This is a genomic window from Negadavirga shengliensis (genome assembly GCF_042652345.1).
Classification (GTDB): domain Bacteria; phylum Bacteroidota; class Bacteroidia; order Cytophagales; family Cyclobacteriaceae; genus Negadavirga; species Negadavirga shengliensis.
The window spans coordinates 91,505-112,196 of record NZ_JBHSJJ010000015.1 but is presented as its reverse complement, the minus strand read 5'-3'; the positions used below and the strand labels follow the sequence as shown (position 1 = coordinate 112,196).

14 protein-coding genes are annotated in these 20,692 nt (G+C 44.8%); 9 read left to right on the top strand and 5 right to left on the bottom strand.

The window, feature by feature from the left end:
* Positions 1–9: 9 nt before the first annotated feature.
* From ACFPFU_RS20590 to ACFPFU_RS20580, 3 genes are read right to left on the bottom strand one after another with little or no spacing between them, the layout of a single operon-like run.
* Positions 10–1,275, bottom strand: a complete 1,266-nt coding sequence (locus ACFPFU_RS20590) for a M16 family metallopeptidase (RefSeq protein WP_377067741.1) — start codon at positions 1,273–1,275, stop codon at positions 10–12.
* Between the two features lie 50 nt (positions 1,276–1,325).
* On the bottom strand, positions 1,326–1,523 hold the full coding sequence (locus tag ACFPFU_RS20585; RefSeq protein WP_377067655.1) for a heavy-metal-associated domain-containing protein: 198 nt from the start codon (positions 1,521–1,523) through the stop codon (positions 1,326–1,328).
* Between the two features lie 60 nt (positions 1,524–1,583).
* Positions 1,584–3,788, bottom strand: coding sequence for a heavy metal translocating P-type ATPase (locus ACFPFU_RS20580; RefSeq protein ID WP_377067653.1), 2,205 nt, complete (start codon positions 3,786–3,788; stop codon positions 1,584–1,586).
* 193 nt (positions 3,789–3,981) lie between these two features.
* Here ACFPFU_RS20580 and bshC point away from each other — a divergent pair, with 193 nt between their 5' ends.
* The 3 genes from bshC to ACFPFU_RS20565 are packed head-to-tail and all read left to right on the top strand — an operon-like array spanning position 3,982 to position 6,626.
* Complete coding sequence (gene bshC, locus ACFPFU_RS20575; RefSeq protein WP_377067651.1) at positions 3,982–5,571, top strand: bacillithiol biosynthesis cysteine-adding enzyme BshC; 1,590 nt, start codon at positions 3,982–3,984, stop codon at positions 5,569–5,571.
* Positions 5,537–6,112 (top strand): 5-formyltetrahydrofolate cyclo-ligase, encoded by a 576-nt coding sequence (locus ACFPFU_RS20570; RefSeq protein ID WP_377067649.1) that lies wholly within the window; start codon positions 5,537–5,539, stop codon positions 6,110–6,112. Before bshC ends, ACFPFU_RS20570 begins: the two co-directional genes overlap by 35 nt.
* Positions 6,113–6,134: 22 nt before the next feature.
* Positions 6,135–6,626 carry a hypothetical protein gene (locus ACFPFU_RS20565; RefSeq protein ID WP_377067647.1) on the top strand — a complete coding sequence of 164 codons (492 nt, stop codon included), beginning with the start codon at positions 6,135–6,137 and terminating at the stop codon, positions 6,624–6,626.
* 81 nt (positions 6,627–6,707) lie between these two features.
* Here ACFPFU_RS20565 and ACFPFU_RS20560 read toward each other — a convergent pair whose 3' ends face one another.
* Positions 6,708–7,859 (bottom strand): PQQ-dependent sugar dehydrogenase, encoded by a 1,152-nt coding sequence (locus ACFPFU_RS20560; protein ID WP_377067645.1) that lies wholly within the window; start codon positions 7,857–7,859, stop codon positions 6,708–6,710.
* Positions 7,860–8,442: 583 nt separating this feature from the next.
* Here ACFPFU_RS20560 and ACFPFU_RS20555 point away from each other — a divergent pair.
* From ACFPFU_RS20555 to ACFPFU_RS20535, 5 genes are all read left to right on the top strand, one after another.
* Positions 8,443–8,838, top strand: a complete 396-nt coding sequence (locus tag ACFPFU_RS20555; protein ID WP_377067643.1) for a hypothetical protein — start codon at positions 8,443–8,445, stop codon at positions 8,836–8,838.
* Between the two features lie 17 nt (positions 8,839–8,855).
* Positions 8,856–10,355 (top strand): LruC domain-containing protein, encoded by a 1,500-nt coding sequence (locus tag ACFPFU_RS20550; protein WP_377067641.1) that lies wholly within the window; start codon positions 8,856–8,858, stop codon positions 10,353–10,355.
* Positions 10,356–10,704: 349 nt separating this feature from the next.
* Positions 10,705–13,650 (top strand): Ig-like domain-containing protein, encoded by a 2,946-nt coding sequence (locus ACFPFU_RS20545; RefSeq protein WP_377067639.1) that lies wholly within the window; start codon positions 10,705–10,707, stop codon positions 13,648–13,650.
* Positions 13,651–13,712: 62 nt separating this feature from the next.
* The gene (locus ACFPFU_RS20540; protein WP_377067637.1) at positions 13,713–14,684 is read left to right on the top strand and encodes a PorP/SprF family type IX secretion system membrane protein; all 972 of its coding nucleotides are present in this window, start codon (positions 13,713–13,715) and stop codon (positions 14,682–14,684) included.
* Between the two features lie 2 nt (positions 14,685–14,686).
* On the top strand, positions 14,687–17,050 hold the full coding sequence (locus ACFPFU_RS20535; RefSeq protein WP_377067635.1) for an OmpA family protein: 2,364 nt from the start codon (positions 14,687–14,689) through the stop codon (positions 17,048–17,050).
* 380 nt (positions 17,051–17,430) lie between these two features.
* Here ACFPFU_RS20535 and ACFPFU_RS20530 read toward each other — a convergent pair whose 3' ends face one another.
* On the bottom strand, positions 17,431–18,702 hold the full coding sequence (locus ACFPFU_RS20530) for a M23 family metallopeptidase (RefSeq protein WP_377067633.1): 1,272 nt from the start codon (positions 18,700–18,702) through the stop codon (positions 17,431–17,433).
* A 230-nt stretch (positions 18,703–18,932) separates the two neighbouring features.
* On the opposite strand from ACFPFU_RS20530, the gene aspS reads away from it, so the two are divergent.
* Positions 18,933–20,690 carry an aspartate--tRNA ligase gene (gene aspS, locus ACFPFU_RS20525; protein WP_377067631.1) on the top strand — a complete coding sequence of 586 codons (1,758 nt, stop codon included), beginning with the start codon at positions 18,933–18,935 and terminating at the stop codon, positions 20,688–20,690.
* The last annotated feature ends 2 nt before the right edge of the window (positions 20,691–20,692 follow it).

Below are 20,692 nucleotides of genomic sequence, written 5' to 3'. Positions count from 1 at the left end.
TTAGTTAAGTTAAACCTCTTGTGATGCCAGGGTTGCTTTTTGCTCCCGCTTGTAATATACCACAGAAGCGTTTTCTTCTGTCATGTATTTTTTGGCCGCACGGAGGATTTGTTCGCTGGTCGTCTTAAGTTTGATTTGAAACTCTTTTTCATAAAGATCAGGACTGCCCAGGTGACTATAATAGGCGAGTTTCATGGCGCGGTTCAGCAGTTTTACCGATTCATAGGTCTTTATGGCTTCCGACTGGTTTTTTATCTTTTCCAACGTCTTGTCGTCAATGGCCGTGGATTTAAATTCATCCAGAACCCTGTCCAAAGCCTCCTCGGCCCTTTCCGCATCCACGCCTTTTTCCATTTTTCCGGTAATGACCATCAGGCCTGGATCCTCATTTCCCAGCACATAGGCGCTGATACTGGCAAACAACGAAGAGTTTTTGACCAGTTTTTGTTCCAGAAGAGAAGACCTTCCAAATCCAATAATGTCCGTAATCAGGTCACAAGGTATGTAGTCTTCTTCCAGTCTTCCAGGAATATGATAGACTTTATATAGTGCATCCGTGGGTACTTCGGCAAAAACCGTCTTTGTTCTTTTAGCCCGCTGCACCGGCTCTGCGGGAGGAGCATCATGTTTAACCGGACTGGGGGGAATGGCTCCAAACCACTTTTGGGCGAGCTGAAAGGCCCTTGAAGGCTTGATATTTCCTGCTATGGCCAAAATGGCGTTGTCAGGGGAATAATATTTGCTGAAAAAGTCCTCCAGGTCCTTTTTTTCAAACCGCTCAATATCCTCGATTTTCTCCCCTATCGTAGGCCAACGGTAGGGATGTAGCTGGTAAGCAAGATTTCTCACATGATGCATGGCATCCCCATAGGGCTGATTGAGGTACCGTTGTTTAAATTCTTCAATGACCACGCTTCGCTGCGCCTCTATGGTTTTTTCATACAGGCTGAGATGCATCATCCTGTCGGATTCCAACCAAAACGCTGTTTCAATATTGATGGCCGGAAGGCTAATGTAGTAGTTGGTAATGTCTGTATTGGTAAACGCATTGCATTCACCGCCTACCCTTTCCAGTTCACTGTCAAAATTGGCCACATGCCTGGACCCGCCAAACATCAGGTGCTCAAAATAGTGCGCAAGTCCGGTTTTTCCCAGGACCTCGTTTCTTGAACCTACTTTGTACAAGAGGTTAAAAACAGCCATTTCCGAAGATGGATCTTCGTGGACCAAAACTTTCAGTCCGTTCTCTAAAGTAAATTGCTGGTAGTTGATCATAAACGCAGGGGCAAAAGTAATAAATTTTTTGCCTTCTGCCCCTTTATTGATCAAATAGATTCCCCCTTATATCCGGCGTTTTGCAAGGCTTTCTTTACCTCATCTTCCGTGACTTTTCCTTCTACTGTGAGTAGCTTGTCAGGATGCTGGAGGTCTACTTCCCAGTGGTTGGCTTTCAACTTTTCCATGGAGGGTGTGATGGTGGCCACACAGCCAGCACATTTTACATTTGTTTTTAACTTGATCATAACGGTTGTATTTGTTTTTGTGTTTAACATGTTGAAGGTGATGAACCGGCATGGCTCATCTTAATTGCTGAACTTCAGGCGCAGGCTATTGCTGACTACAGACACCGAACTCAGTGCCATGGCTGCTCCCGCGATCATGGGATTGAGCAGGAAACCGAAGGCAGGATACAATATCCCCGCTGCAATAGGAATACCGATTATATTATATATAAATGCCCAGAAAAGATTTTGCCGTATGGTGACAACGGTCTTTTTGCTGAGCTGTAGCAGTAGCGGGATGTCTTGTAGGTTGGAATGCATCAGGGTAGCTTTTGCAGCATCCATGGCGATATCGGTTCCTTTGCCCATGGCGATTCCCAGGTCTGCCAGCACCAGGGCTTCGCTGTCGTTGATCCCGTCTCCCGCCATGGCCACCGTTTTTCCCTTTTGCTGCAAAGCTTTGATATAATTTGCTTTGTCTTCGGGCATCATGCCGCTTTCATAATGGGAAATGCCGACAGACCGGGCCACAGTCGCGGCCGTTTTTTCCTGATCCCCGGTCAGCATATGCACTTCGATTCCCATTTGCGTGATTTTCTCTACTGCCGCTTTGGAGCCTGCTTTGATTTTATCGGTGATGCTGATCACACCGATCAAAGAAGTGTCTTCCGAAACGTAAACCACAATGCTCCCATTTTCCAGATGTTCCTCACCCTTTTGGATCAGCTTATGGTCCAGGGAAACACCTGAAGATTGCAGCCATTTTAAGGTGCCGATTCGATAAAGTTTGCCATGGGCGATGCCCGAGACGCCTTTGCCTGTTTCTGACTTGAAATCATTTATTTCCGGTCTGACGCCGTCATGGGCAAAATGGTTTTGGATGGCTGAAGCCAATGGGTGTTCGCTTTTACCTTCCAAAGCCTCAACAACGGGAATCAGCATATGTTCATTGATTTGAGCGTCCCGCCAATGTACCATTCCTACTTTGGGTTTCCCCTCGGTGATGGTGCCTGTTTTATCCAGTATCAGGGTATCGGTTTTTCTTCCCAGTTCCAGACTTTCTGCATCTTTTATCAATATCCCCATGGATGCGGCTTTTCCTATTCCCACCATAATGGCTGTGGGGGTCGCCAGTCCCAGTGCGCAGGGGCATGCGATGACCAGCACCGTGATCATCGATAGCATTCCTCTCAAAGAGGCATCCTCATACCCGCTTATGCTCCAAATGATAAAGGTGACCACCGCCACTATGAGGACGGTAGGGACAAAATAGGAAGTGACCTTGTCCACGGTTTTTTGAATGGGGGCTTTGGAGCCTTGGGCGATTTTTATTCTCTCGATAATTTCAGAAAGCAGGGTCTCATTGGAGGTTTTGGTGGTTTCGAACTGAAAATTCCCCTGCTGGTTGATGGTGCCGGCAAATACCTTGTCCCCGGGTTTTTTGCCCACAGGGATAGGTTCTCCGGTCAACATGCTTTCATTGACATAAGAGCTTCCCTTTATAACGTTGCCATCGAGGGGGATTTTTTGTCCCGGCTTCACCACTACGATTTCACCTCTTTTTACCTCGCCTACCGGTACGGTGGTTTCCGTCCCGTTTTGAAACAGGATCACATGAGCGGGCTGGAGCCCCATTAATTTTTTCAGTGCTTCGTTGGTCCCGGCTTTCGCTCCGGTTTCGAGCATTCTGCCCAGCAGAATAAAAAAGATGATGACGGCCGCGGTTTCAAAGTAAACATGAGGCTCCATGCCCCTGGAGGCCAGCCATTCTGGGAAAAAGGTATTGAATGTACTATAAATATAAGCAATGCCGGTACTGAGGGCCACTAAGGTATCCATGTTGGCTTTTCCGTTTTTTGCTTGTTTCACGGCATTGGTGAAAAAGTCCCGGCCAAAAACCAGCAGAACCGGAGAGGTCAGGGCCCACATGATATAATTGCCGTATGGCATATGCATCCAGAACATGCCGATGATGAACACCGGTAAGGCGAGGATGCCGGAAGCGATGGTGTTTTTGCGGATTCTTTTATAGGCTTCTTCCTGTTGTTTTTCCAGTTCTTCTGCTTGGGGTTTTTCTATGAGGAGGTCATAACCAATAGATTGTACAGCCTTCTTTATGACTTCCAGATCAGCGGAGGCTTCGGCCAGTTCTATGATCGCTGACTGGTTGGCGTAATTCACTTCCGCGGATTTCACTCCTTCAGTGTGGGCAAGGGTGGACTCCACGCTGACTGCACAAGCTGCGCAGCTCATACCCGTTACCGGTAGTTCGATTTTTTTTAACATGACTTGTGTCCTTTTAAGTTTCAAAAGCTATGCACAAAAGTAAAACCTCGGAAGCGCATGCATTTCATATAATTTTTACAGAAATGTATACCGGACCATTTATGTAAATGGATAAAAATCATGAACTTTACACCCTCATCCGAAGTTTTAGTTCACGTATGGCTTCAATGTTATTATTTAACCTATTTAATTCATGATCAAATCTACCCTAGACCCAGCCTGTACAGGGCTGTTTTCCCCTCTGTTCCTCGATTACCTTAAACAAAAAGACAGTTTAAAGGATTTTTACCATGAATACCCGAAAATTGAAAATTTTGAAAAGATGCTGAAGGAAAGGGTGTTCGGGGCGGAAAAAAGGGAGGTTTTGGTTCGGCGGTTGTGGGCGCAGTATGGGGAGCTTGAGGATGGACCGGTTTCCCGGAATATCCAGAGCCTTATTCAGGGAAATACCTTCACTGTAACAACGGGTCATCAGTTGAACCTGATGACGGGACCCTTGTATTTTATCTACAAAATCGTTTCGACCATCAGGCTTGCAGAAGAATTAAAAGAACACTATCCGGACTATTCTTTTGTCCCCGTATACTGGATGGCCAGCGAGGATCATGATTTTGCTGAGATAAACCATTTTCTTTTTGACGGGAAGAAATACGTATGGGAGACCGATCAGAAAGGCCCGGTGGGCGAGTTTTATCTGGATAAAGGTATACAGGAACTTGTTTCCGAGCTTGATTTTCTGCCCGGTTTTTTGAAGGAAGCTTATCAGAAAGGCAAGCAGCTTAAAGACGCCGTGCGGAAATACGTCCACCATTTGTTTTCCCATAAAGGCTTGGTGATCCTCGATGGAAATGATAAAGCGCTCAAGCAGCTTTTTATTCCTGTGATCAAGGATGATGTTTTCCATCAAAATGCCAATGAACTGGTAAATGCCAGCAATGTCTCTTTGGAAAAGCTGGGTTATAAGACGCAGGTGTTTCCCCGGGAAATTAATTTTTTTTATATGAAAAATGGTTTGAGGGAAAGAATAATCAGGTCAAATGGGGTATTTGAGGTTATAAACCAGGAGATCAGATGGCAGGAAGATGAGTTGCTTGAAGAAATCGAAAACTTTCCCGATAGGTTCAGTCCCAATGTGGTCATGAGGCCGCTGTATCAGGAAACGATATTGCCCAACCTGGCCTATCTCGGGGGGCCGGCTGAAGTGGCTTATTGGTTTCAGCTAAAGAAGATCTTTGATTTTTATAAAGTGGGTTTTCCTTTCGTGCTTCCAAGAAACTTTGTCCTCATCACCCCGGTGAATATCACTAGGAAAATCCGGAAGCTAGGTCTCAGCCCCTGTGATTTGTTTAAGGACGTGGACCTTCTTCGGAAGCAATTTGTGAAAACAACCTCATCATTTGATCTGGATCTTCCGGACGAGAAATCCAGGCTTTCCGGGATGTTTGATGAGCTCTACGATAAGGCAGGGGGCGTTGATAAAACCTTGCAGACTTCGGTTAAGGCGGCCGGAACCCGTGCCCAAAAGACGCTGCAGCAAGTCGCAGAAAAATTCAGAAAAGCGGAGGAGAAAAAGAAAAGCACGGAGGTACGCCGGCTTTATGAAATCAAGGAGACCCTTTTTCCGGGAAATACCCCACAGGAGCGAAAGTTGAATTTCCTGCAGTTTTATCTGGAAGACGATACATTTATAGATAAGCTATATCGGTTTTTTGATCCTTTGGATTTTAATTTTATAATATTATCGCAAGATGAAATCAAAGGCGGAGCTCAGAAAACTTTATAAGCATCGGCGGAAAAGCCTTGGAACGCGTGTTAGGGAGAATTTTTCACATGGAATTGCTTTAAATTGTTTGGACTTCCTTGACAGCCATCCAGAATACCATGATATACACATATTTCTTCCCATAGAAAAACAGTATGAAATCAATACCCTGCCCCTGCTTGATGAGCTGTTCAAAAGGGGCAAAAACGTTTACAGTTCTGTTTCTTCATGGATAGACGGAAAGATGAAAACGGTACAGCTTCAGGCTGGCATGGAATATGTTGAAGACAGTTTAGGTATTAAGGTTCCAAAGATACCAGTGTATATCGATGATAGTTGCATTGATCTGGTTTTTGTACCTTTGTTGGGAGTGGACCGGAAGGGTCACAGGCTGGGTTATGGTATGGGGTTTTATGACAGGTTTCTGTTCAATCTGAGTCCCTCTGTTATGAAAATTGGGCTTTCCTATTTTCATCCCGAGGCACATATTCCGGCAGAAGACCATGATGTCCCATTGGATGCCTGTATTTTTCCGGATAATATAATAGTTTTTAATGATTAGGTTTTTTCTAAATTTAAATTTTATGGTAAAAAAGTCAATGATTGCATTTGTGGCAATGCTGTTTGCGCTCGTATTCTTTAATGAATCCAAGGCGCAGACCTATGCTACAGGAGTTGGGTTAAGGGCAGGGGTGACCAATGGGTTAACCGTCAAGCATTTTATCCAGGAAGATGTAGCGCTGGAAGGTATTCTTCATACCCGGTGGAGGGGATTGGTGATCACGGGACTCTATGAAGTGCACAAAAACATCAGGGAGGTCCGCGGACTAAGGTGGTTTTATGGGGGCGGTGCCCATATCGGATCATGGAACAGCAACAGGGTTCCACCACCTTGGGCGGACCCGGATTTTAGGGGTACCACCGTCGTGGGTATTGATGGTATTATCGGCCTGGACTATAAATTTGTCGATGCCCCCATTAACTTGTCACTGGATTATAAACCGGCATTTAACATTATCAATGGAGCCGGTTTTTGGGGCGATGAATTAGCGTTGTCTATCAGATTTACTTTCTAACGTCTAAAGTAAATAAGTCCCCAAAAATAAAAAGCCGTCTTATCAATAGACGGCTTTTTTAGCATATACCTTTGTTAAAGGTTAATTTTGCGGGATGAGTTTAATCAGCAGACCCGTGCCTTCAGTGACCGCGTAAATATACCCATCAGGGCTTTCGGCTACATGTCTTACTCTTCCAATATCCTGAAGAAGTTTCTCCTCTCCCAGATAAGAGGTTCCCTCCAATTCCACGCGTGCAATGTGCTGTTTGGCCAAAGCGCCTACAAGTAGATTTCCCCGCCATTGTGGGTATCTGTCAGACGTGACCAACATTGAACCGCATGGGGCTATGGACGGCACCCAATAATGTACAGGCTGCTCCATGCCTTCTTTTTCCGTGTCTTCGCTAATAACAGAACCATCATAGTCGATGCCATAAGTGATTTCCGGCCAGCCGTAATTTTTACCTTTTTCTATCAGGTTGATTTCATCTCCGCCTTGTGGCCCGTGCTCTATTCCCCATATCCTGTCATTTTCCTTGTCATATACCAAGCCCTGTGGATTCCGGTTTCCATAAGTCCAAATCGAAGGAATGGCTCCCGGCTCGTCCACAAAGGGGTTATCATCGGGGATACGGCCATCGTCATGTATTCTGTGGATTTTGCCGTGTGAGTTTTTCAATGTCTGGGCATTTTCAGGATGACTGCCCCGGTCACCATTACTGAAATACAAGTAATTGTCGTTGTCGAAAACGATTCTGCTGCCAAAGTGCCTTCCTCCTTCTACAGCTGGAGTGGTGATAATGAGGTCTTCTGTTTCTACAAAGGAGTTTCCTTCTATTTTGCCACGCATGATAGCGGTGGCGCCTCCCCCCTCCACGGGTTTGGCGTAGGCGATGTATACCCATCCATTCTGAGCATAATCAGGGTGCAGTTGAATGTCAAGAAGACCTGCTTGATTTACTTCATGCACTGCTGGCACCCCCGCCAGTTTTTCTCCTGTATGTTGGTCATTTTCGAAAATGAGAATTTCTCCCTTGCGCTCTGTGACCAGCATTCTTCCATCAGGAAGCCAAGCCATTCCCCAAGGATTTTCAAATTCTGTATACAAGGTGTCCACCTTGAAGGACAGCTTTTCCGATGCCACTGCAAAGGGATCAGGTTCGGCGGTCTCTTCTACAGATGGATCACAGGCCAGTGCCACCATGGAAAGCACGCCAACCAAAATAAAGTTATAATAGTAAATAGTTTTCATCCGATTTTATAGTTAAGTACGCGAAGATAGTAAATTTTTAAGGGATTGTTTGGCCACGTTTCATTTTCAAAGCTGGATTGGGGGCTATGGTTAAAAAGGTAAGTTTGGTCGGAAAGGACAAAGCGGAAGGCAGCAGGATTTTGAGCCGTATTTTCTGTGTGGATCTGTTTTTTTTTCAGGGAATTATTATGCCGTCAGCATAAATGCGCTGATCCAGTGTCGGTTATCATATTAAGAAACCCCTAGTTTAGCTATAAAATGCTTTTATGTAGGGGTGAAATGCAGAATACTTTACCTAACTTGTTTCGATATTAAATTTTAGTATATGTTAAAATTTGGAAATTTACTATCGCTGAGTTTTAATTGTAATTTATATTATTCTAATTTTTACGTGTTGTACGGTATAAACACCTGAATAATTTTGGTACTTGTTTTATGAATTTCAACCCTAAAAAAATGTATTTGACCTTTAGATTGTGTGTGTTCATCGAATAATTTCCTGCCCGGGAAAAAAATATATGAAATTAGTATCATGATAATTAAAACAGCAATGAGGAAAGTTATGAATTTGAAAGGGTATAAAATGATAAATAGCTTGGCCCTTTTGGTGTTGTTTCTCCTTACTTCCTGCCTGAATGAGATGGGAGAAAAGGGGCCACAACTAACTACGCCTGTGGAAGGATTGCATGCCAATAGCAATTTTGACTGGAAAACTTCACGGGAAGTAGAGGTAACCGTCACGGGTTTATCCATAGATCTTGGTGTGAAGAGGAGGCTTTCTTTGCTTTCGGAGGACGGGACAGTGTTTTATTCAGGCACCCATTCCATGAGCGAGGATTTTGTAATGGAATTTGAGTTGCCTAACCATGTTCACCAGATTACAATGCGGTATGGAAATGTGGACCTAAAAGAAGAAATAGCCGGCTCTAAAGTTTCCTTCGGTTTTTCAGTGGATAATGATAACGGTGACCTAGAATAATGATTTTGAAACGGTTTATGAGAAATATATTGGTTATAGTGTTTATAGGTTTAGGGATTGTTTCATCCAATGCCCAAAACATGGTCCGAAACGACGCGGAATTAGGAGACAGAAACCTTTATCTCGCCAGTTGTTGGTCGATGAACGGGGTGACTGTCAGCGGTGAAGCATCCACGTTGGTATCAGGGTCTTTCAGTTTCAGGACAAATCCTGTTGTCAGTGAATCAGCAACAGCTGTGTGGATCAAATCCCCATGGCTAAATCCAGAAGCAGGAAACATCACTGTTAAGACCAGGCTTGATGGCAATTCAGGTGGAAACAGGGCGGTTGTCTTTCAGTATGTAACTTTTAATGGAAGCAACGGCGGTACCGGCGAGGGAAATGCGGTGGAGTTCGCCCGTTTTGATTTTCCCAACCCGATAAATAATCAGACATCTGTACATAATGTGAGCGTGGCAGTACCGGCAGCGGTAATCGGTCAGCCTCATAAGATCCTCATCAGTTTTACAGGAACCGGGGGGAGCGCCAGGATAGGCTTGGATGATTGGGTCATCCCAGGAAAGTACAATGTTGACCCCTCAAAAAACTGCTTTCCTTTAATTGACGAAGTCGACAGCGACGGCGATGGGGTTCCGGATGAGGAAGATGATTATCCGAATGATCCTTTTAGGGCGTACAATAATTATTTCCCCTCCAAAAACTTCGGGACATTGATGTTTGAGGATTTGTGGCCCGCATTAGGAGATTACGATTTCAACGATCTGGTGGTGGATTACCGGATCAATAGAGTGACCGATGCAGACGGCGAAGTGGTAGAAGTTATCACTGAGTTGAAGACAAGGGCAGCTGGCGCGGGGTTCCGAAACGGCTTTGGTATAGAATTTACCGGACTGGCACCTGACAGGATAATTGCAGTGGAGGGCACCAAAATAAAAACGGAGAGCATCCATGTATTTGCGCCGAATGGGCTTGAAGCCGGGACGGAGTACGTGACCTTTATTCCTTATGACGATGCCCATAACGTACTTACCCATCCCGGGGGAGGCTCTATCGGAATCAATACAGACCCCAATTTCCCATTGCAGAAGCCTGTCACACAGACAGTGATCCTTACGCTTAAAAAAGACGGCCAGGCAGCAATAGGAGGAGCTACCAGCTTGGCAGAAGTGGGTATGGGTAACTTTAATCCCTTTCTGATCAGTAACCAAAATAGGCAACTGGAAGTGCATTTGCCGGGCAAAACGCCTACAGCCTTGGCTGATAAAAGCTTGATGGGTACAAAAGACGATGGTTCTCAATCAGGTGTTTCTAACAGTTATTATAAGAGTAAAGAAACCAATTTGCCATGGGCAATGAATATATCAGAAAGCATCCCTTATATGGTTGATAAAGTGGATGTTACACAAGGATACAGGAAATTCTTTGACTGGGTTGTTTCCGGCGGTTCGATGTATGCGGATTGGTATCTGGATTTACCTGGACACCGGGATAATGGGGTGTTGCTTAATGCCCAATAGATTGGTTAGTTGGATTTTTTGGTATGGAAAATTTTTTGAGGTAGGGAAAGAGGCGAAGCGTATCGGAAAAAATAAGAGGTAGGAAGAGGGGTTAGTCCGAATTTTTTAGGATAACAGGGCTTGAATGTTGGTGAGAAGGCCCTGTTATCCGCTACTTTTTGAAGATGAGAATATAAGAGAAAAAGGAGTTACACGGGGTGAAAACATATTTTTTTACCACGTTGGATATGAAAGGATGGTTTGTTTTTCATTTCTATAAACAAAGTGTATAATTCATATATCCCGTATTTGTAGAATAATTATTTGTTTTTAGTCAAAAATAGAGTGTTAAAGTTTTTAATGATTGGTTATGGAAGGAAATGTTTACAATGACCGCTTAAATCGGATTTTAGACAAAAGGCGTAGGCTTTTGTTCTTTTTGGTATTGCTGGGATTTCTTTGCAATCCGAATGTTTACGCGCAGACGGTTACTGTGACCGGTGATCAGAACAATGTAGTGATTTCCGAGGTTGTCCTTTCGGTTAATGGTAATGAAATTGTTCAGACCTCGCCTTCCGGTAATGAGAACCCGGAACCCATAGATGTGCCCGTCTTGATTAAGTCATTGAAATTGGAAGATGGGAAGTCGATATACGCTACGACGAGGCAACCGGAAGTTGCCAACCCACATCCTTTGCTGGGGTCAGATGAAATCAGGTCAAACGCTGTGGAAATTATCCGGTCAGATGACCGCCCATTTGTAAGTCATAGGAGTCCTGACTTTTTACAAAGTCTCCGGGAGGTGGTATCTACGCCGGATTTGAGGTCATACTGGAGTATTGGCGGACAGCCTTCCATTCCAAATGGGGAGCAGTTTGTGGATTTTTTCTATTCAGATCAAATTATTTCATCCGGGTATTTATTGTATACAGAACGTTTTGGTAACTCAGCCACCGATTTTATTGCCCTGGGTAAAAACGGAGAGCCCATATCCGGGACCAAGACCGTGCAGGTCCGGGGTTGGCAGTGGAATTCAGGTGTCAATCATATGATTGACGTTCCTGGCCAGACCCAATGGCTGGTGCTTTTTTCTCCCATAATTTTCGAAGCTAAAGAGCCTATCCACGGCATACGGGTAATCAGCGTGAATGAGCCTGATGGAAAACTGGTTTTTTTCGTCAATGAAATTTTTGCCGCACCGGATTTTGCCGAAAGGGTCAACAGCAAGACGGGAGGCGAAGCTGTAGTTAATATTTTTGAAAATGATGAACTCAATGGTTTCCCCTTGAACCCCATCGACGTTTCCATGACAGTACTTAAGCCGTTTCCTGACAACACGGTGGTGCTTCATCCGGACGGCACCGTGGATGTTCCTCCTAATACGCCGGCAGGAATTTATACCCTTACTTATCAAATCAGTACCCCACTTGGAGAGACTTCTACCGCGGAGGTAAGGATAGAGGTAATCGATTATGTCCCGGAAGCTATTGACGATTTTGGCACCGTTGAAGACAGTTTTGGCAAGGAAAACCTACTGAATGTCTTGGACAATGACCTTCTTAATGGACTTTCTGTGGCATTGGAGGATATCATATTAACTGAGGTAGAAAATAACACAGGTGGGGTATTGACCTTAAATGATGATGGTTCGGTGGATATTGCCAGCGGCACATCAAGTGGAACCTACGAATTGATCTATCAGATATGTGACAGAGAGGACGCCACCAAGTGTGATCGGGCCACGGTGAAGGTGTATGTGGAAGTAACTGTATTGGAAGCGGTGGATGATGATTTCGGAACCGTTCCATCGCGTCGCGGAGGTGTTATCGGCAATGTGTTGGAAAATGACCGGTGGAATGGTGCACCTTTGGAACCTGAAATGGTACTGGTAGAATTGATAGACAATGCAGGGCTCTCGGGAGTTGAAATAACCGAAGAAGGGGACCTTATCATTCCTGCGGATCTGGAACCCGGTGAATATGTATTGGTATATGAAATCAGCGAGTCTATAAATCCGGAAAATAAGGATCAAGCCGAAATAAAGTTCATTATAGCCGATTTGCATATAGAGGCAAACGACGATGATGTCATCACCAATCAAAACAAAGCGGTAGTAATCAATGTGCTGCTCAATGACTTTGTTAATCCCGGAGAACTTGATGCCGGGACCCTGACAATAGTTGAACAGCCGCAACAGGGGACAGTTAAAATCAACTCCGATGGCAGTATTACCTATACACCCGGTGTCAACTTTAGTGGAGAGGACGCCTTTGTGTACGAAATCTGTGATCATTCCGACAGACGGTTTTGTGACCAGGCCAAGGTGACCATTACCGTCAGACCTATTTTATTGGACCTGGCAAAAACAGCAGACGCGGCAACGGTCGTTATGGGCGAAATGCTCACGTACAGCATCGAATTGGTCAATAACAGTGAATTTGACCTTTTTGACGTGATGGTGGAAGATATACTTCCGGCGCAATTGATGTATTTGTCGGCCAATCCATCTCCCGAAGAAGGGAGTGTCTGGAGAATTGCAAGCATACCTTCAGGAGAAAAGGCAGTCATTTCCATTGAGGCCATTGCTGTGGCAACAGGAGAGGTGATCAATACGGCAACCGTTTCTGTTGGAGAATATGAGGATGAAGTAGCTGCTCCTCCGGTGAACATCTTGCCTAAGCCTGTCGATTTAAAAGTGAGCAAGACGTCATTTGGTAAGGATATTTATGAAGGAAATGAATTCGAATATGAAATAACACTTACCAATGAAGGTTCGACGGATGCTGAAGAGGTGACCCTGGTGGACGTATTGCCCGATTTGGTTACCTATCTGGGATTTTCCTCTTCGGATTTTGCTGGAGAGGTCCAGGTTAGCGGCAATGTCATTTCGTGGACTGTCCCAACAGTCCCGGCCGGGGCGGTACTGACGTTCACCATAAAGGTCCAGGCCATTGGGACCGGGCCTGTCATGAATAAGGTGACGGTGTCCGTTCCCGATGACCAGGGGATAATATCTCCTGATTTAGAGGCAGTGGATCACAACCAGATAAAGCAGTTTTTTATCCCCAATGTGATTACGCCTGGCAGAACGGATGGGAAAAACGACACTTTTGAGATCAAGGGTATCCAGCAGTTTGCCGGTAACAAACTCACCATTCTTAATAGAAATGGCGATCATGTTTATGAATCGGACAATTACCAAAATGACTGGAATGCACCTGGATTAAATGGAGGACCTTATTACTACGTGCTGGTCATTACAGATAGCCAGGGTAAAGAACAGGTATATAAGGGGTGGGTACAGGTGATCAAATGAAATTTTTGATGCCCTGGATTGGAGCTAACCGTGCTTGTATAGAACATAAAATTAGATGATCGATGAAAAATATTTTTAGATTAATTGGTTTTTTGCTGCTTTTCTTTGTGGGAATGGGCGGGGCTTGGGCCCAACAATTGCCCCAGTTTAGTCAGTATATGTTTAATGGTCTGCATATCAATCCTGGATATGCGGGATACAAAGGAGAACATTACCTACAGTCGACTTACAGGAGTCAGTGGGCCAATGTTCCGGGAGCCCCAACTACCTTTACCGTGACGGCGGATTTCAGCGCCAATGAGGGTTTGATGGGTTTTGGGGCTTCTATTTTTTCTGATGAAGCGGGGCCTTCTAAAATAAATACCGGCTTGCTGACCTATGCCTACAGGATACAAACGGGACAGGCCTCTTTTTTGGGATTTGGAGCCAGTGCAGGTGTGTCGGAATATGCCATCGACGGGTCTATGCTGAACCCTAATGATTTTGATGATCCGGATATCCCCGAGGGTAGGATCAACCTTTTTACGCCCAACCTTAACACAGGTATTTTTTTTCATACCCCGGGGTTTTATGCCGGCTTCAGTGCCTTTAACATGATAGGCAAAAAGCAACTGGAAAAAGAAGCCGTGGCGCTGGCCTACCATCATCTTCATTATTATCTGACAGTGGGAGGATTGGTCCCTTTATCTGACCAGGTGCAGTTTAAACCTTCCTTTTTAATAAGGGACGCGAGAAGCGGTCCCACCAGTGTGGACCTCAATGGGATGTTCCTTTTTATGGAGAGACTATGGGCGGGAGCCTCTTACCGGACAAATTTCAGTTTAGGTCAGGATTTTGCCCCCCAGGAGTTATCGGCAAGAAATGCGGTCGCCATGATTTTGGAATTATTCGCTACAGATAACCTGAGGCTGGGGTATGCTTATGATGTTCAGACCAATGCCTTAAGCGGTCTCCGGAACAGCTCTCATGAAATTTCGGTGGGGTATTATATCTCACCAAGAAAAGTAAATATGAAAAATCCAAGATGGTTCTAAAGATGAAGAAGATTTATACAATTGTGCTCTGTCTGATGCTAAGCGGCAATGTATTGATGGTCCAGGGCCAAAACACATTGCTGCGATACGCGGACAAGAAGGCGGATGAATCCAATTATTATGAGGCAGCCAAAGAATATGAAAAAGCCTTCGACAGAAAACCTTCTTATAGAGCGGCAAAAGGAGCTGCACGCGCTTATGCTTACCTACGGAATTATGAAAGGACCCATGAATTTTGGAAAAAGGCGATTGGATTTGATCAGGCGGGGAGGGAGGATTGGCAGCACTATATTGCTGCGGCTAATCAAGCTGGAGAAACTACCGAGGTAATGCGTGCTTTGGATTCCCTGAGAGCAACCGGGTCCGGGATGATAAGCAATCTGTACATAGACTCTCTTCTCCATTGGTATGGTCAGCAAGACCGTACGGTTCTCAACAGCCTGGATGAGGTCAACAGTTCCAGTACGGAATTTGGATGGACAAAGGACAGCAGGGGGAATGTATATTTTTCGTCTGATAGGGGTGAGGTTTTTGACAGGAACAAGCCGGCGGTAAGGATAGACAAGAGTTATAGATATTATGACAAAAAATCCGATTGGACAGGGAGGGATTTTTTGGGGGTGTATAAAATGGATCAGGATGGGGAGATTACCTCTTTTAATGTTCCTGTTCCTGAAGTCTTTCACCTTGCAGATCCTTATTTTTTAAAGGATCAAGCCGTTGTTTTTTATACGGCGACCAGAAAGATAAAAAGGCCCAAAAACTATGAAGTCCAGCCGGAAATCTTTTTTAGCAGATTGGATGAAGCAGGAAATGCTGTTGATTTTAAACCCCTCCCTATCAACAATGCCCTGGAGTATGGTGTGAAAACGCCGTTTGTAGACGAAGCCAACAGACGCTTGTACTTTGCGTCGGATATGCCGGGGGGCTTCGGGGGCTATGACTTATATGTGATGGAATATGACCGTGATTTTAATTTCGGTCAACCTGTCAATATGGGTTCGTCCATCAATACCGCCGGAAATGAGCGGGATCCTTATGTTCACGACGGGAGGTTTTATTTTTCATCTGATGGGCATATTGGATTGGGCGGACTGGACTTGTTTGTCGCGGATATAAAGGAAGATAAAATAGGGCATCCTAAAAACATGGGAGTCCCTTATAATTCACCTCAGGATGACTTCGGAATCAGCATTTCAGACGAAGGCATTCTCCTGGCATCCAACAGACCCGAAAGCCTGGGGCTGGATGATATCTTCAAAGCAGAAAATATCGGCCTGCGATTTCAGGCCTTGGTGGTGGATTGTGATGGGGAACCGATAAAAGGGGACGTGGATTTTATGCTTCAGGAAAGTGAGAAACAAACCAACGTTTCTGTCAAAAAAGAGGACGAGGCCAATTTCCATGCGGAATTAAGGCCGGACATGGATTACCAGGTGCTTGTTAAGAAACAGGGATATTTCACGGTCAAGGATGATGGACTTACCACCAAGCAAATGGTGGGAGACCGGATCACGAAAACATATCAGCTGGTTAAAATCCCATACAACACTTCGGTATACGTGGACCTGGTTTATTACGATTTGGACCAGGCGGTAATTCGTGGAGATGCCGGGCAAATTTTGGACAAAGTTGCTGAGCTACTCAAATCGTTTTCTTTTTTGGACATTACCGTCCGCTCCCATACCGACTCCAGAGCAAGTCATGCCTATAATGAAACGTTAAGCGAGAAAAGGGCCGATGCTGTCAGGGATTACCTGGGGCAGTTTGGAATTGCCCGGTCAAGGGTAAAATCCGAGTGGTTTGGAGAAAGGCAACTGATAAACGATTGTGGCGATGGGGTGCCCTGTTCTGAGTCATTGCATCAGCTTAACCGTAGAAGTGAATTGCTTTTGCTGGCCTTTCCCGATGAAGGGAAGGCCTATGAATGGCCTGGTGAATTGGAAGGTACGGACCTTTGTGAAATAAGCAATATCCTTATCACCAGAGAGATGCCCATGGTGCACTTTGACTTTGATAAATCTGACCTCAATCTGGCGGCAATGAAGACACTGGAAAAGGCAATATTGATGCTGAATCATATGCCAATCGAAGGGCTTTCTATCGAAGGTCATACCGATATCAGAGGCTCTGAGGACTACAATATAAGGCTTTCCGAAAGAAGGGCTTTGGTCGTAAAAGAATACCTGGAAGGCAGAGGCATTGCTTCTGACCGGTTGGTGTATGACTATTTTGGTAAAAGCAAACCCATTTACGATTGTAAAGAAAGCCCGTGTTCTCCGGAAATGCACCATATAAACCGAAGGACGGCGTTAACGCTGCCTGAACTCAATAAAGATTGGCGCAGCGCCATGCAAAAAAAATGAAGGACAGACTATTTTTAGGATAGGGAATGGATCATCCTTATGGGCAAGGTGGGACGCCGGTAAGGGTTTAATAACACTGTTTTATGATTGCCCTATCAGAGGCTGTAAATCCGGTTGTCTATATGATGACCGGATTTTCTCATATTATAGATGATAAAAAAGCAAACATCACCTTTACGGGAATTCATTCGCCTGATTTGAAAAGCGGCAGAGAAAAGCGGCAGGTCTGAATGTGCACAGCAGTAAAATAAAGATGGGCCGGTTCAAACAGACCGGCCCATCTTACCATAAATTTCCGGGGTTTTATCCACCCGCTACGCAGGTTTTACTGCTGTTTAAAATTTTTGATAGTTAACGTCGAACCAAGACAGTACTGTTTGTTATTCTGCGCTGGTCAACAATTCCATGGGATCAGAATAAGGGATGGCGGCCAGTTGAGACAGCTTTTCTGCGAGGATGTTTTCGTAAGCCATCTTGTTTTCTTTAGCAATAGGTTCAGATGGAGGGATTTTTTCCTTCAGCCAATCCACTTGCTTGCCATGTTTCCAAAACCTAAAGCATAAATGGGGCCCTGTGGCCAAGCCGGTGCTTCCCACGTACCCAATGACCTGCCCTTGCTTCACCCTGGTTCCTTTTTTTATCCCCTTGCCGAATTTGGACATGTGTAGATATTGGGTGGTATAAGTAGCATTGTGCTTGATTTTGACATAGTTGCCGTTTCCACCTGAATAGCCGGCTTCAACCACCGTTCCATCACCCACGGACCTGATTTCTGTACCCGAAGGGGCGGCGTAGTCTGTACCGAGGTGGGGTTTATATCGTTTTTGAACGGGATGGAACCGGCTCAGACTGTATCTCGAACTGATTCTCGAAAATTTGAGCGGATCTCTCAAAAAAGCTTTTTTCAGGCTGTTTCCTTCCTGGTCGAAATAGGAAACCTGGCCGTTTTGTTCAAAAGGTATGGCATGGTAAGGTACACCCATGTGCTCAAAATAAGCCACTTCGATTTCATCCACGCCGACTACCTGATCATCTACAAGTTTTTCATTAAACACTACTTTGAATTTATCTCCCTTTTGGAGGCGCTGAAAATCCACGGTCCAGCCATAAAGATCGGCAAATTGGTCTATCAGGTCGGGAGTGAGCCCCAGTTGGGTCATGTTTACATACAAAGAGCTGCTTATGGTTCCTCCTATTTCTTTTTTCCGAAATTCAATGGGTTTGTTTTCCATATAAATTTCCCTTTCATCCAGTTTAAAAACCACAAATTCTGTGGGGTTGGGCTCATAAATAAAAAATTGGGCTTGGGAGGAATCCTTAGGGGTCAATACCGTGTACTTTTTGTTAAAAGCGATTTTTTTGACATCAAAAATATCTTTGGACTTTCTGGCTATTTCGTCTATAATCTGGTACGGGACATTAAAAGGTGCCAATATCGTGGAGAGCGTCTGGTTTCTCTTAACTACTCCTTCTATAATGTCAAGTCCGTCAACGTTGATTCCGTACAGTAGGGTTTCTTCCGGTATCAGGGGCAATTCTTCAACAATCAGTTCTTCTTCAATCTCGGGATGGTCGGTGGCGTTGAGTCTGTACATGCCCACGGCGGCACCGGCTAGCAGTAGCAGACTTACATAGATCCAATTTTTCTTCATGCAGGCGAATGTTCAGATGAGGTTCAGTTTACAAAAAAAGCACATTTTTTGCATAAAAACCAAATTTTACGGGGTTTTTATGCGGGATGATTTATATAGTAATTATTACGTTCAGATTATAAATTTATTATTCGACTTCTTCAAAAGTTATAATCTATTTAACAAAATAGCAATCTCTAAATCGAATTGTTATCTTTGGCGTTCAATTTCTATCAAAAAGAGAATACAATATGCTTAGAACACATACTTGTGGAGAATTGCGTCTGGCAGATGTCGGTAAAAAGGTAACCCTGACGGGATGGGTGCAGCGGGTGAGAAACAAAGGGGGACTGATTTGGGTAGATTTAAGGGACCGATATGGCGTTACCCAATTGATTTTTGAGGAAGGCAGTACTTCAGACACCTTGTTGGAAGAGGCAGCTTCATTGGGTAGGGAATACGTCGTGCAAGCAGAAGGGGATGTCATAGAAAGGGCATCCAAAAACGATAAAATACCAACAGGGGCCATTGAGATAAAAACCTCGTCGTTGAGAATATTGAATGCGGCCAAAGTACCTCCTTTTATCATTGAAGATGAGACCGATGGTGGGGAGGATCTCCGGATGAAGTACCGCTACCTGGATTTAAGGAGAAATGTGGTGCGTGAAAAGCTGCTCCTTCGACACAAAATGATGCAGGAAACCAGAAAATACATGGATAGTGTGGGTTTTATGGAGGTGGAAACGCCTGTGTTGATCAAGTCTACACCCGAGGGAGCCAGGGATTTTGTGGTGCCAAGCCGGATTCATCCGGGAGAGTTTTATGCTTTGCCTCAGTCACCCCAGACGTTCAAGCAGCTGCTCATGGTCAGCGGTTTTGACAGGTATTTTCAAATCGTGAAATGCTTCCGTGATGAAGACCTGCGCGCTGACCGTCAGCCTGAATTTACCCAGATAGACTGCGAAATGTCTTTTGTCGAGCAGGAAGACATACTACAGACTTTTGAGGGAATGATCAAGCATCTGTTTTCCACGGTGAAGGGGATAGAATTGGAAAGGATTGCCCGGATGAGCTATGCCGATGCCATGAAGTACTATGGCAATGACAAGCCTGATATCCGTTTTGATATGCGTTTCACAGAGCTGAATGAACTGGCTCAAAACAGAGGATTTAATGTGTTTGATTCCGCCGAGTTGGTTGTGGGTATCTGTGCCAAAGGTGCCGGTGAATACACCCGAAAACAGCTGGACGAGTTGACCAATTGGTTGAAAAGGCCGCAAATAGGAGCCAAAGGCTTGGTTTACGTAAAATGCAATACAGATGGTACTTTCAAATCCTCGGTCGACAAATTTTATTCCCAGCAGGATCTCGGGGCCTGGGCGGAGAAAATGGGCGCCCAAACCGGTGATCTGCTTTTGGTGCTTTCCGGTGAAGCCTCCACTGTCCGTAAGCAGCTTTCCGAACTCCGCCTTAAAATGGGAGAGGACTTGAACCTTCGTGATAAATCAGTGTATAAGCCATTATGGATTTTGGATTTTCCCTTGCTTGAGTGGGATGAGGAGACGCAAAGATATCATGCCATGCATCATCCTTTCACTTCCCCCAAAAAAGAGGACATGGAACTGTTGGATACAGACCCGGGAAAAGTCCGTGCCAATGCCTACGACCTTGTTATCAATGGCGTGGAAATAGGCGGGGGCTCGATAAGAATACATGATAAGAATACCCAAAAACTCATGTTTAGCCGTTTAGGCTTTTCTGAGGAGGAAGCCCAGAAACAATTCGGTTTTCTGATGGAGGCTTTCGAATACGGAGCGCCACCGCATGGCGGCATTGCCTTTGGCTTTGACAGGCTTTGTGCTATTTTTGGAGGGAGTGATTCTATCCGGGATTTTATAGCCTTTCCCAAAAACAACGCAGGCAAAGACGTGATGATTGACTCCCCAAGCAGTATTTCAGATGAACAGCTAAAGGAACTGTCCATTGGCTTAATAAACAAGAACAGGTAAAA